Source organism: Enterobacter cloacae complex sp. HYC042_NIDB (genome assembly GCF_056673315.1).
Genome location: NZ_CP109650.1, coordinates 1,690,530 through 1,703,891, shown reverse-complemented (window position 1 = coordinate 1,703,891; position 13,362 = coordinate 1,690,530). Strand labels below are relative to the sequence as shown.

The window sequence follows — 13,362 nt, the reverse complement described above, 5'->3', positions numbered from 1 at the left end:
CTCCTTGCTATCATTGATAAGTGAGATCTAACGTTGCTGATGCATTTGCCTTACCGGTAGTAACGGCTGTTTTGGTCTGATAATAACGAGCGGTAAGAGGGAAGGTTTCCTGACCGCCTGACGATCTTTTCAGCACAATACGGTTATTTAATATAAATGGGCTGCCATTATATAAAAGCTGCACACCAACGCCTTTAGCCACATCAGCACTTCCCTGGTTTGTTAAAGCTAATATACTTGTTGTTCCAACGTCAGGATTTTGCGTTCCATTTAATGCTACGTTAATGTTTGCACCAGCATCACAATTCAAGCCGAGGTTCTGAATATTACTTGCATTAGCAGGTGTAGTCCCTATGCTGCTCCCAAAACTTGATGCAAGCACATCACCTATTGGAAATACTAAGTTTGGTGTTGTAATAGAACATGCCACTTGAGTAATACTACCTGAGCCTGCATAAATAGGTATATTGCTGACTTGAGAGCCACCGCCGTACTGGGCAGTATATGCAATAAAAGCTGCTATCTGCCCTGATAGCGCACCAGAGGTAATATTACCTGTTTTCCATAAACGTATAATTGGCTGGAACTTAAAGTTATCAACTTCGCCAGGGTTACTGGTCCATGAATAAATTTGAGTATCCGTTGTTTGAATATAATTATTCCCTGTGAATCCCGCTCCACCTGCAGTGGTTTGCTCATACCAGCCGAAGGATATACCTACGCCGGGAACATTTGTTTGATAAACCCTGACTCCACTGGAAGAAGTAAATTTATATGGGAGTATTACGCTTTTCATACCTGTACTTGAACCTTCTGAGCCACTAGTTTGACATATATAAGCTTGAGCTAATGTGCCATAAATTTCATTAGATATAGGTTGGCCTATTGCCAGGTCCCGCTGAACAACGATGTTGCCATAGTTAACAGTATAGGGTGAACCAATAAAACTATAGTTACAGCAGTATCCTGATACACCGGAAAACAAACCGATAACCAGCAAAAATAATTTAACAACTTGCATATAGCACCTTACCTTAAAGAGAAGTGACAGATTTTCAACGACATGTTTCATTTATTATTATCACCCCTCCTTCGGATTGGTTTTCGTCATTATAATTCACTTGACACTTGCTCTTTGCGTCATCGCCCCACACAACATTCAAGGTGAATTTCGGGGACAGCCCGGTCAAATAAACCTGCCCTTTATCACCAACGATGAAGGCTTTATTATTTTCTTCTTTTATTGTTGCAATAGCACCAAAGGGAATAGGTTGACCATTACTCAGAGTTAAATTCATGAGTACTCGCATTCCTATGTTTGCGTTATATTCTGCGCGAACAATGGCCCCTCGTGTTGGAATAACAGTTTTATTTGTCAATTCAAGCTCGACATCATCAGGCAGCGTATCGGTCATCAGCGCCACGTCGTTTTTGCGGTACGGCATCAGATTGCTGACAGCGGTGTAGCCACGCCAGTCGGTTTTCGCCCCGCTCTGGTTCTGGATTCCCACCCCTTTCGCCCCTGGCGCTTTCACCAGCACGTTGGTTTCCCCCAGCGGCTGTGAGAAGGTCACGCCATCGGCATGAGCAATGATCCCGCCCTGCAGACCGTAGTTCAGACGATCGCTGTCTTTGTCGTAGCCGTAGCCCGCCGTTACTTCACCATAGGTGCCTTTGTAATCCGCGTTAGCATTGCCGGTATACCCCACGCCGTCGGTGCCGTAACCCTGCTGCACGTTCCAGTTAAGGGCATTGTTCTCCAGTGCCGAACCGTTCAGGCCCACGTTGTGCGTAGTACCGTTGTTCTTGCTGTGGTTCATGCTGTAGTTGGCCCAGGTGCGCGGCAGGAATTTCTCCAGCGGCACGCTGACGTTCAGCGCTATTTGCTGATCCTTGTCATAGCTGTTCGTATGGCCGTAGCTATCGGTACTGCCGTTTTTGCTGTAGGTATAGGTGATCCCGTAGGTCACGCTGTTCCAGGCGTTGTTATACCCGGCGCTGTAGGACTCCATGGTCTTACCGGAATTCCAGTAATCCTCACGCACGGCGCTCAGCATCAGCGATCCGAGGTTCTGGCCGATGTTCTGGCTCATGGTCAGCTCGGCGCGGTTGCGACGGCGGTCCTGCAATGCGCTGTTGTCACCGTAGGAGTCCATCACTTCCTGCATGCCGTAATAGCCGCTGGTGGAGTAACGATAACCGGCGATGGCAAAGTTAGTGCCCGTCTCAACAAAGTTTTTGCTGTAGCGGATCCGCCAGGACTGGCCGCTGCTCTTCGGCATGCCTTCAGGGGTGCCCCACGACTGCGTCACGTCGGTGGAGAACGCGCCGAAGTCACCCATGTTTTTACCAATACCCGCCGCCAGGGACTGATACTTACTCGATTCCTGCACGCCGCCGTACAGCGTCAGACCATACGGCAGGCCATAAATGCCGGTGAGCTGAGCAAACGGGGTTTTCTCCACGTCGCTGTTGTACGAGCGATACTGGCCGCCTGTCACCGCATATTTAAAGCGCCCTTCACGCTGCAACACCGGCAGTGACGCAAAAGCCACGGTGAAGTGCTGCTCGCTGCCGTCGCTCTCTTTCACGGTGACGTCAAGATCCCCTGCGCCGCCGGTCGGGTACATATCGGTAATTTCAAACGCACCCGGCGCCACATAGCTCTGGTAAATCTGATAACCGTTCTGACGAATAACCACCTGCGCGTTGGTGCGCGCAATACCGCGCACTACAGGCGCATAGCCTTTCAGCGAATCCGGCATCATGTCGTCATCGGAGGCTAGCTGCGCCCCGCGGAACGGGATACTGTCGAACACGTCCGCCGGGGAGGAGCTGTCACCGGTGGTGAGTTGCGCCTTCAGAGGAATAATTGCCCGCTGGCCGTAGGTATAAACCGTATCCCACTTGTCGTTGCCCTTGCTGTCGCGGCTCCAGGTGGTGTAGTTACGCAGCCGCCAGGGGCCGATATTAATGCCCGGGCGCAGGTTGGCGTACTGGCTGTTGCTATCGCTGCCGTTGCCGTTACGTGCCCGGTTGTTAGATCCACTGAGGCTGTAGTTCAGCATCGCGGCGGTGATCCCTTCGTCCCACATTTCGGGCGGCACGTAGCCGCGCGCCTGTGGGGAGAGTGCCGCCTGCGGAATGCTGATCACCAGACGCTGGGCGCTGAACAGGAACTCCGCAGAGGCCTGCGGGATCGCGTTTAACTTCGCGCATTCGCCGCCGGAGGCCAGTTCCGGGAACAGCTCGGTCTTCACGCCCCAGCTTTTCAGCTGGGCGACGCTCAGACAGGGTTGCAGTGATGCCTCGCCATCGGCCCCCGTCACCGCGTCAAATTTAATATCTCGGGTATCGACAACCTGTTCGCCAAGAACGATATCGACGCGATAGGTGCCGGGTAACTGAGAACCGGACTCAAACGCTGACAGATCCGCCCCTTTCATGCCCGGGTTATCCAGCTCAATCAGTTCAGGGTTAAAATAATCGCGAGCATGAGCGGTCATTGAGACCGCTCCCAGGGCAAAAGCGATTAAAAACGCGAGACGTGCAGGTCTAAATAATATTTCCTGCTTATTGCTACTCATCGGTTATTTACTCCATCGGTACGAAACAGGTGTCCTTTACCCCAGCGCGAATTACATCGTGGCGTTATGTACGTTTCCGGTGCCGCCGTAATCGTTGATAATTTTGAAGGTCACTGCCCCACCGCTGACCCCTTTAGGCAGATCGAAGCGCGCGGTTGCGCCCGGCAGAACGTACGAAACGTCTTCCAGCTTTTTACCGTTAACGTTTATTTCATTGAAATTCATCACCACATTGGTGGGGTTGGTGACCTGAATCTGGTTACCGCTGCGCTGCCAGGTTAATTTATCCGCCAGTTCTTCCGGAATAACACCTTTTAACGCTGCCGGACGGTAGATGAGTTTAATGCGGGTTTTTACCGCAATTTGCAGAGTATTATCTTTACGTGGCGCGGCGGGAATGGCTTTAATATTCAGCCAGTAAAGCGATTCTTTATCCTGCGGCAGCGCACCGGCTAATACGATACGCTCGACGTTCTGCTGATCTTTATCCAGTCGATACAGCGGCGGGGTAATAATAAAAGGTGCTTTCTCAGCACCCCCATTTAACGTTTCAACCCACGACTGAATTAAATAGGGCGTCGTGTCGGGGTTATTGACGCTAATAGAGGATTCCTTTTTATTGCCGTCATAAATGACACGCGTCCCACCAATTACCACTCCGGCATTGGCCGCTGAAACGCCAGCAGAAAGCAGCGCACAGGCAATTAAAGATTTACTCAGAAAGTGCATTTTATACCTCGATAAAAAAGGGGCCTAGAAGCCGGCCCCTGTTGTTTTCCGACAAAGGAAATTAGTTGTAAACCACAGAGAAGTTGGCTACAGAGTTAGCTGGACCCGCAGTTACTGAAGCAACGGTAGATTCGTACTGAGCGTAGAAATCCAGAGTGTTGTCTGCAGTTGAAGAGAGCGCATAGCTGTAACCGTTAGAACCGTGCAGCGGCAGCTGAGCCTTATCAGCGGTCATCAGGTTGATAGCAACACCGGTCGCAGCGCCAGCTACAGAGCTGTCGATAGCCAGCAGAGTAGAGTCGGTAGCATCAGGCGTACCGTCGAAACGCACAGCAGCTGAAGTTACGGTTGCCGGGCAATCTTTCAGCACGATGCTGAATTTGGTTGCAGCTGTCTTGTCGCCAGCGGAGGTGAATTCAGACTTGTTGTATTTACCCAGCTCAACGGTCTGGTTCTGAGAACCAACGTCAACGGTGCAAGCTGCGTCCAGAATTTCACCGTTGAAGTTTACGGTGCCAGCAGCAGCGAATGCGTTAGACATAGACAGTGCAGCGGTAGCAACGATAGCAGCAGCGATAATATTCTTTTTCATAAATTTATTTCCTTAATAACCCTATAAGTTTCCGAAATTCAGGCAACAACATCCAGACAGTCTGATGACCGCATATTTTTTTGCGCCAGTTCTTTCATTTCTGATATGCAACAGGCGGAAAGCAAAGATATTCATCAAATAACTTTGTTTTCACACTCTCACTTGCTGATGCGAAATTTATAGAACTTAAACGGAGAGCACAAATAAAATTTAGGCCAACCGTAGACTTTAAATTTAACATTTAGCTAACACTGGAAATCGCTTTAAATAGCAAAACAATAATTTTTAAATAATTGTTAAAACTCCAGTCCACAATGGCACTAATACAATATGTATTTATAAGATCATCAGATCAATAATCCTCCATATATCTTTCCCTTTATAAATATCGTCTGGAGTTAAGATAATGAATACCAAAATCATAACCGGTGCCAACCCGGGGATAATATCTGCACTAGGGACGAAACCCGTCGCTGACATTGACAAAATAATTGAACAAATTTCTCCATTTGCGACAAGCTTCCGGGCTAAAAAAGGCGAAATTTTACGTTATTATTCAGGCAATAAAAGAACCTGTTATTTACTCCATCAGGGAAGCGTTACGCTGAACCGCAGAGGTGATGGTATGGTGTTAAATTCAGAGCAGGCCACATTTATTCTGGGCGTGAGCAATCAGTTTTCTCAGTCCGAAAACCTCTATATTCGGGTCAATGAGAATGCTCTAATGAGCCGCTTACCACTTGAGCGTTTCAACCTGTTGATTGAGAGTTTTGCCCTGTGGGAGAGCCTGTGCAAACTGTTGGTGTATACCGCTTCCCGTGTCTACGAGCACTGCACCCTGATTTCGCAGATGTCCTCCTATGAGATCATTCGCTTTCATCTCCAGGAGCTGATGAATGAATCAGAGCGGATCCGCACCAGCATAACGGCGGCCAACTACATCAAAAGCCGAACCTATCTCTCCCGCAGCGGCATCATGCGCATCATCGCCGAGCTTCGTGAGGCTGGTTATATCGAACTCAATCGTGGCATTCTGGTCGCCATTAACCATCTGCCGTTAAAGTATTAACTCCCAGCCAGTCCCTCAGGTGAGCAGGATCAAAAACCGCACTATACTTGCCATAACTACGCAATATGCTTTTGACAGGCAGAGTTATGGCAACTGGAACATCTGAATCAACGATTTTACGCAAATCAGATTATACTCACCTGCTGATTGATTACCTGAAGCGCGATGCCGAAGTAAAACATATTCTCCCCCGCCGCCGTTTAAGTATGCAGGTAGGTCATGAACGCTTTTGCTATTTAGTCCTGAATGGACGCGTAACCGTTCATCGCCGCAGTGACGATCTGGCGATGGCAACCGCAACGTCACCCGCCCTGGTTGGCATTGGCAATTTGCAGCAAATGCAGATGGATGGCTATATCAAAACGCTGGTCGCAAGCGACATTGCGATCCTCAAGATGGCAACAGTTCACGATATTATCAGCGCGAACCAGCTCTGGGAGCCGCTGGCAAAACATATGATGGTTATAGCCGGTAAGCTTTTTGAGTCCAGCGAGCAGCTTTCTGCCCCTTCTGCCTATGACATCGTCCGCGCGCAGCTTAATGAGTTGTTTAATGAGGATCCCAGCGTCAGAAATAATATTACCGTCGAGTCCTATATCCGTGAAAAAACGCATCTGTCCCGCAGCGGCGTGATGCGCATCCTGGCGGGGTTAAAAAAGGGGGGATACATTGAAATGCAGCGCGGCGTGCTTATAAACATCGTTAAACTGCCAGAGAAATACTGAAGCTCCTGGTGATCCCCGTACGCAGTGCCGCCCGGCGCTGTTGAGCAGCAGTAGTCAACTTTTAGACCTATAATGAATTGGTCAAAAATAAACAATCGGTAGTGTTTCCGCATCGAGAGGCGACTCGCAGGGATCTCTTCTCCGTCTGGTAAGAAACCCATTATCAATGGGGCGGCACCACGCACAATGTCGTGGACTGTTTCGCACTGATGCAGTACCTGTTTCGCGATGCAGCGCACCTGACATTACTCCGTACTACCAGAGAACAAATCCACAGAGGGGTGAAGGTTGAAGAATTTAGCCTGAAGACCGGGGATTTAGTGTTCTTCCAGACGGGCGAACACCTTCGCCATGTCGGCGTCTATATCGGTGACAACCAGTTTATCCATGCCTCGTCCAGTCAGGGGGTCACCGTTTCTGATCTGGGCAATGTCTACTGGCAATCGCACTTCATCACTGCCCGTCGGGTGACGGAGAATGTCTGCAGCGGCATGATGTCGATTTTTTGCGAGGCGCCTTCCGGGAATAATTTGCCCTGTTTGTCGACGCATACTCTCCGCAGTATCTTCCTGTTGCGCCTGCAAAATCAGGCGTCGGGATTGACCTCCTGGTATAAGTTACAGGCGACATGGTTTACTATGTCGTACGCACGGATACACTTCAATGGTGGGCCGGGCGGGGGCGTCGCAAGACGCGCCGGTTTCCTGTAACGCCGGTAAGGTCAACCTCGTCTGGTTCCGCCACCCGTGAGATTGACCTCTTCGATGGCGGATTTAAATACCGTTACAGGAGGCTGCCACTTTGGCTACTATCACTACCCATGCTCAGGCATTATTTACAGTTCCCTTCTCTCACAACACCGACTTCAATGATCTGGCGGACCACTGCGAGCATTTTGCCCATAACCTGCTGGAAACTGACGACCCGGCGGAGAAAATGGCACTCTGCGCCCGCCTTTCTGCATGTCTTGTACTTCTACAGCCAACACTCCACGAGCCCATCCCGCCACACCTGGTGGAGCGATTTACCCTGACCGATCTGCCGTCCCGTCTGCCCGTATTCGAACCGGAAAGCGAGCTGCTGGGGCTGTACTGCCAGACGCTTACGCAGCTGCTAATCAGCAACGCAATGCCACGGGATATGGCAAAGGTAATGGAAGGGCTATTGTATGAACTGGTGAGCTTCTACGCCGATACGCTGAACGCCCCGCGCTGGCTGCAAACGCCGGAGGGACGCGTGGCGATTGATGCATTGATTGACTAAACACCCAGGCCGGGCAAATGCAGTGCTGCCCGGCACTTAAAAGCAGGAATGTAGCATTGCTCGACATCGCTTCGCTTGCTCGGGCCTACAGGTTATGAGCCGTGGGTAGGTTTATCCACTACCCCTTTATCCTCGGATCCAGCGCGTCGCGCAGCCCATCCCCCAGCAAATTAAACGCCAGCACGGTCAGGAAAATCGCCAGGCTCGGGAAGATCGCCACGTGAGGCGCAATCACCATATCGGCCCTCGCCTCGTTCAGCATCGCGCCCCACTCCGGCGTCGGCGGCTGTGCCCCTAACCCCAGAAACGACAGGCTGGCCGCCGAAATAATCGACACGCCGATGCGCATGGTGAAATAGACCACGATGGACGACACCGTCCCGGGCAGAATATGGCTGAACAGAATGGTGGTATCGCTGGCTCCCATGCTGCGGGCGGATTCAATAAACGTCTGCTGCTTCAGCACCAGCGTGTTGCCGCGCACCAGGCGGGCAAAGGCCGGAATCGAAAACACCGCGACCGCAATGATGACGTTGGCCATACCGCTGCCCATAATGGCGACAACGGCAATCGCCAGCAGAATGCCGGGGAAAGCAAACAGCACGTCGCAGATGCGCATGATGATGCGGTCCCACCAGCCTTCATAATACCCGGCGACGAGCCCCAGCACGGTACCGATAGCCGCACCGATCAGCACCGCGACTACCCCGGCGGCGAGAGAAATTTGCGCCCCCACCAGCACGCGGCTGAAGATATCGCGGCCAAGCGAGTCCACGCCGAACCAGTGCAGCATTGAGGGGCCGTCGTTCAGGCGGTCGTAGTCAAAGTAGTTTTCCGCATCAAACGGCGCTACCCACGGCGCAACGATCGCCACCGCAATCAGCACCAGCACGAACAGCCCCGCCGCCATTGCGACCGGCTGACGGCGAAAACGTCGCCAGAATTCGGACCATGGGGTGCGGACATGCTCCGGTTTCAGCCCCGGCATCGCGTTCAAAACGGCCTGACGCCGCCAGTTCAACAATCGCATCTTACTTATACCTGATGGCCGGGTTAATGGCGGCGTAGAGCACGTCCACCACTAAGTTGATAAGAATAAACTCCAGCGAGAAAAGCAGGACTTCTGCCTGAATCACCGGGTAGTCGCGCATCTCGACGGAATCGACCAGCAGACGCCCCAGCCCCGGCCAGTTGAAGACCTTTTCCACGACGATAGAGCCACCCAGCAGGAAACCAAACTGCAGCCCCATCATCGTCACCACCGGGATCATCGCATTGCGGAACCCGTGCTTGAGAATGACCCACTTCTCGCTGACTCCTTTCGCCCGCGCGGTGCGAATATAATCTTCGCTCAGCACGTCAACGAACGAGGCACGGGTAAAGCGGGCCATCACCGCCGAAACGGCAGCGCCTAGCGTCATGGAGGGCAGAATGTAATGCTTCCAGGTATCGGCCCCGACGGTCGGCAGCCAGCCCAGTTCAACGGAGAAGATTTGCATCAGCAGCATCCCCAGCGCGAATGCCGGGAAGGAGATGCCGGTCACCGCCAGCGCCATGCCGAGCTTGTCCGGCCAACGGTTACGCCAGACGGCCGCCACAATCCCGGCGCCAAGTCCGAACACCACCGCCCAACTCATGCTGGCAATCGTTAGCCAGAACGTGGGCATAAAGCGGCTGGCAATCTCCTCCGACACCGGACGCCTCGACACCATCGAGATACCAAAGTCGCCCTGCAGAACGTTGCACATATAGTGCAGAAACTGCATATACAGCGGCTGGTCGAGGCCCAGCTGTTTACGCACCAGCTCAATGACGGTGGCATCCGCTTCGGGCCCGGCTACCAGACGCGCCGGATCGCCCGGCAGCATGTGGACAAACAAAAACACCAGCACCGCCACTATCAGCAGCGTCGGGATAAGCCCCAGCAGACGTTTACAAACATAATTCAGCATGAGATTTATTTTAAATCCGCATCGTCAAAGCTAAAGCCGGTGTCCGGCATGATGTAGAACCCGGTCAGCGCTTTGTTATGGGCTGAGACCAGTTTCTCCACCACCAGCGGTACCCACGGCGACTCTTTCCAGATAATGTCCTGCGCGTCCTTGTAGAGGCGGGCTTTCTCTTCCGGTTTGGTGGTTTTCAGGGCATCGGCCAGGTCTTTGTCCACCTGCGGATTGCTGTAAAACGCGGTGTTGAACAGGGTTGGCGGCCAGTTCTGCGAGGCGAACAGCGGCGACAGCGCCCAGTCGGCTTCACCGGTCGAGGCCGTCCAGCCGGTGTAGAACATCCGCACGCCGCTCTCTTTCTGCCCTTTCCCCTCGACCTCTGCCGCACGCTGTCCGGCATCCATCGCGGTCACCTGCGCCTTGATACCCACCTGCGCCAACTGCTGCTGGGTAAACTGCAGCACCTTCTGCGCGGTACTGTGGTTATGCGACGACCACAGCGTGGTGCTGAAGCCGTTCGGGAAACCCGCCTCTTTCAGCAGCTCGCGCGCTTTAGCCGGATCGTACGGCCACGGCTGATAGCTTTGCGCATATGCGATAGCCGGCGGCAGCACGCCGGTGGCCGGGGTGGCATAACCCGCAAAAGCGACCTTCACCAGCGCCTGACGGTTAATGGCATAGTTGATGGCTTCACGCACCTTCGGGTTATCGAACGGCTTCTGCGTGACGTTCATGCTGATGTAGCGCTGCATGATAGACGGGCTGGCAACCAGCTCCAGCTTGCTGTTTTTCTGCAGAATGGCGGCCTGCTCATACGGGATGGGGAAGGCAAACTGCGCCTCGCCGGTTTGCAGCATTGCCGCGCGGGTGTTGTTATCCACCACCGGACGCCAGGTGATGGTGTCCAGCTTCGGCAGACCCTGCTGCCAGTATCCCGCGAATTTTTTCACCTTCACAAAATCGGTCTGGTTCCAGGTGAGCAGCTCGTACGGACCGGTTCCCACCGGGTGGAAGCCGATCTCTTTACCGTACTTTTTCAGCGCGGCGGGCGAGATCATCGCCGTCGCCGGATGCGCCAGGATATTGATAAATGCGGAGAATGGCTCTTTCAGGGTGATTTTTACCGTTGCCGGGTCGACTACCTCGGTGCTGGCGATATTTTTATACAGGTTATAGCGCTTGAGGCTGTTTTCAGGATTGCTGGCACGGTCGAGGTTGACCTTTACCGCCTCCGCATTGAAATCAGTCCCGTCCTGGAACTTCACGCCGGAACGGAGCTTGATGGTATAGACCAGCCCGTCGTCGGATACGGTGTACCCCTCCGCCAGCACATTTTTCAGCTTCATCTCTCTGTCGAGACCAAACAGCCCCTGATAGAACGATTTCGCCACCGCCTGGGAGAGCGTGTCGTTGGCGTCGTACGGATCGAGCGTGGTGAAGTTGGAGCCGACGGCAACCACCACGTCTTTGGCGGCGAACGCGGGGGCAGCGGCCAGGGCTGCCGTCACGCTCGCGGCTAACAACCATTTACGCGCTACAAATGTAACCATTGTGTTCTCCTGCCTGTTGTAAGTTATAACCGTGAGAAGGCGTTGTCCTGGCGCGGCGGAGCCACGAAGTGGCCCGGACCAACCTCACGCAGCGTGACGCGCTCCACGGCTTCGCCGCGTTTACGAATGTTGCTCGGCATCTCATCCTGCAGCAGCACGCGCTGGCCGTGGCGGTGCGCGGGATCGGCAACCGGGACCGCCGCAATAAGCTTGCGGGTGTAGGGGTGCTGCGGATTCTCAAACACCGCCCTTCGCGGGCCAATCTCCACGATCTGCCCCATAAACATCACCGCCACGCGGTGGCTGATACGCTCTACCACCGCCATATCGTGCGAGATAAACAGGAAGGCAATCCCCATATCCCGCTGTAAATCCAGCAGTAAGTTGATAATTTGCGCCCGGATCGAGACATCCAGCGCCGAGACGGACTCATCCGCAATCACCACCTTCGGGTTCAGCGCCAGCGCGCGGGCGATGCAGATACGCTGCCGCTGCCCGCCGGAAAACTCGTGCGGATAACGCCAGGCGTGTTCCGGCTTCAGGCCAACGCGCTCCAGCAGCCAGGCCACGCGACGCTGCGCCGCCTCGCCGTCGAGCAGGTTATGCACCCGCAGCGGCTCCATAATTGAGTACCCTACCGTATGGCGCGGGTCGAGAGAGGCATACGGATCCTGGAAGATAAACTGAATATCTCGCCGTATCGCCTGTAATTTATTATCTGGCAGAGTGTCGATACGTTCACCGTTAAAGGTTATCGTCCCCTCCTGGGTCTCCACAAGCCTGAGCAGCGCCCGCCCGGTGGTGGATTTCCCGCAGCCGGACTCTCCTACCAGCGCCAGCGTTTCACCCGGCCAGAGATCGAAACTGACGTTTTCCACCGCATGCACTTCGCGCTTCAGGCGGTTGAAAATTCCGCTGCGCAGCGGAAAGCGGGTCACCAGATTGCGCACTTCGAGTATCGGTTTGCCCGACACCACGGTGTCCTGCTCGCCTTCATCCTCCTGCAGCTCTGTCGCCTCCAGGGAAATCAGCGGAAAACGGCGCGGCAAATCGCTGCCGTTCATTGCCCCAAGCCGCGGCACCGCCGCCAGCAGCGCTTTGGTGTAAGGATGCTCGGGGGCATGGAAAATCTGCTCGACCGCACCGGTTTCCACAGCATTGCCCTTGTGCATCACCAGCACCCGATCGGCAATGTCAGCCACTACGCCCATATCGTGGGTGATGAAAATCACCCCCATCTCCATCTCCTGCTGCAGCACTTTGATGAGCTGCAGGATCTGCGCCTGAATCGTCACGTCCAGCGCCGTCGTCGGCTCATCGGCGATCAGCACCGCCGGACGGCAGGAGAGCGCCATGGCAATCATCACCCGCTGGCGCATGCCGCCGGAAAGCTGATGCGGGTAGCGCCCCAGAATGGCCTGCGCCTCCGGAATGCGCACCAGCTCCAGCATGCGTCTCGCTTCCCTGAGCGCCTCATCGCCGCTCAGCCCCTGATGCAGCCGGATGGACTCGGCAATTTGCTCCCCGACCGGGAACACCGGGTTGAGCGAGGTCATCGGCTCCTGGAAGATCATCGCGATATCCGCCCCGCGCACGCCCTGCATCTGCGCGCCGCTCAGCTCGTTTAAATCGATGACCTGACGGTTACGGCGGCGCAGGAGCATTTTCTCGCTGCTGATTTGCCCGCCCGTCTTTTCCAGCAGGCGCATCAGCGCCAGCGCGGTGACCGATTTACCGGAGCCGGACTCGCCAACAATCGCCAGCGTCTCGCCGCGCCTGAGCGAGAACGATAAATTCTGTACTGCTGGGATGAACTGCCGCTCTTCCTGAAACGCAATATTCAGCTGATGGACAGCCAGCACCTCGCGGTTGTCCAGTTCTTCAGTGTGCGGCACGCGCTG

At 54.1% G+C, this 13,362-nt stretch carries 11 protein-coding genes and 1 pseudogene; 4 read left to right on the top strand and 8 right to left on the bottom strand.

The window, feature by feature from the left end:
- Positions 1 to 10: 10 nt before the first annotated feature.
- The 4 genes from OKF39_RS08070 to OKF39_RS08055 all read right to left on the bottom strand — a co-directional run bounded on the left by OKF39_RS08070 (position 11) and on the right by OKF39_RS08055 (position 4,908).
- Positions 11 to 1,021: a fimbrial protein gene (locus tag OKF39_RS08070; protein WP_072051100.1), complete on the bottom strand. Its 1,011-nt coding sequence runs from the start codon at positions 1,019 to 1,021 to the stop codon at positions 11 to 13.
- 34 nt (positions 1,022 to 1,055) lie between these two features.
- On the bottom strand, positions 1,056 to 3,587 hold the full coding sequence (locus OKF39_RS08065; protein WP_479983658.1) for a fimbria/pilus outer membrane usher protein: 2,532 nt from the start codon (positions 3,585 to 3,587) through the stop codon (positions 1,056 to 1,058).
- 51 nt (positions 3,588 to 3,638) lie between these two features.
- Positions 3,639 to 4,316, bottom strand: a complete 678-nt coding sequence (locus tag OKF39_RS08060) for a fimbrial biogenesis chaperone (RefSeq protein ID WP_060579558.1) — start codon at positions 4,314 to 4,316, stop codon at positions 3,639 to 3,641.
- A gap of 61 nt (positions 4,317 to 4,377) precedes the next feature.
- A complete protein-coding gene (locus tag OKF39_RS08055; protein ID WP_060579557.1) occupies positions 4,378 to 4,908 on the bottom strand; it encodes a fimbrial protein in 531 nt (176 codons plus the stop codon).
- 406 nt (positions 4,909 to 5,314) lie between these two features.
- On the opposite strand from OKF39_RS08055, the gene OKF39_RS08050 reads away from it, so the two are divergent.
- The 4 genes and pseudogenes from OKF39_RS08050 (at position 5,315) to OKF39_RS08035 (ending at position 7,965) form a co-directional block, all read left to right on the top strand.
- Positions 5,315 to 5,977 (top strand): winged helix-turn-helix transcriptional regulator, encoded by a 663-nt coding sequence (locus tag OKF39_RS08050; RefSeq protein WP_045332520.1) that lies wholly within the window; start codon positions 5,315 to 5,317, stop codon positions 5,975 to 5,977.
- A gap of 65 nt (positions 5,978 to 6,042) precedes the next feature.
- Positions 6,043 to 6,702 carry a winged helix-turn-helix transcriptional regulator gene (locus OKF39_RS08045; protein ID WP_080336079.1) on the top strand — a complete coding sequence of 220 codons (660 nt, stop codon included), beginning with the start codon at positions 6,043 to 6,045 and terminating at the stop codon, positions 6,700 to 6,702.
- A 155-nt stretch (positions 6,703 to 6,857) separates the two neighbouring features.
- Positions 6,858 to 7,172 (top strand): annotated as a pseudogene (locus OKF39_RS08040) (C40 family peptidase); the annotation flags it as partial.
- A gap of 331 nt (positions 7,173 to 7,503) precedes the next feature.
- Positions 7,504 to 7,965: a hypothetical protein gene (locus OKF39_RS08035; RefSeq protein ID WP_045332519.1), complete on the top strand. Its 462-nt coding sequence runs from the start codon at positions 7,504 to 7,506 to the stop codon at positions 7,963 to 7,965.
- A gap of 118 nt (positions 7,966 to 8,083) precedes the next feature.
- On the opposite strand, the gene gsiD is transcribed toward OKF39_RS08035, so the two are convergent.
- The 4 genes from gsiD to gsiA are packed head-to-tail and all read right to left on the bottom strand — an operon-like array spanning position 8,084 to position 13,356.
- Entirely contained in the window at positions 8,084 to 8,995 is a 912-nt protein-coding gene (gene gsiD, locus OKF39_RS08030; protein ID WP_028012480.1) for a glutathione ABC transporter permease GsiD, read from the bottom strand.
- 1 nt (position 8,996) lies between these two features.
- Positions 8,997 to 9,917, bottom strand: coding sequence for a glutathione ABC transporter permease GsiC (gene gsiC, locus OKF39_RS08025; protein ID WP_028012479.1), 921 nt, complete (start codon positions 9,915 to 9,917; stop codon positions 8,997 to 8,999).
- Positions 9,918 to 9,922: 5 nt separating this feature from the next.
- Positions 9,923 to 11,461, bottom strand: coding sequence for a glutathione ABC transporter substrate-binding protein GsiB (gsiB, locus tag OKF39_RS08020; protein WP_232948019.1), 1,539 nt, complete (start codon positions 11,459 to 11,461; stop codon positions 9,923 to 9,925).
- Between the two features lie 23 nt (positions 11,462 to 11,484).
- Positions 11,485 to 13,356: a glutathione ABC transporter ATP-binding protein GsiA gene (gsiA, locus tag OKF39_RS08015; protein WP_479983657.1), complete on the bottom strand. Its 1,872-nt coding sequence runs from the start codon at positions 13,354 to 13,356 to the stop codon at positions 11,485 to 11,487.
- Positions 13,357 to 13,362: the final 6 nt, after the last annotated feature.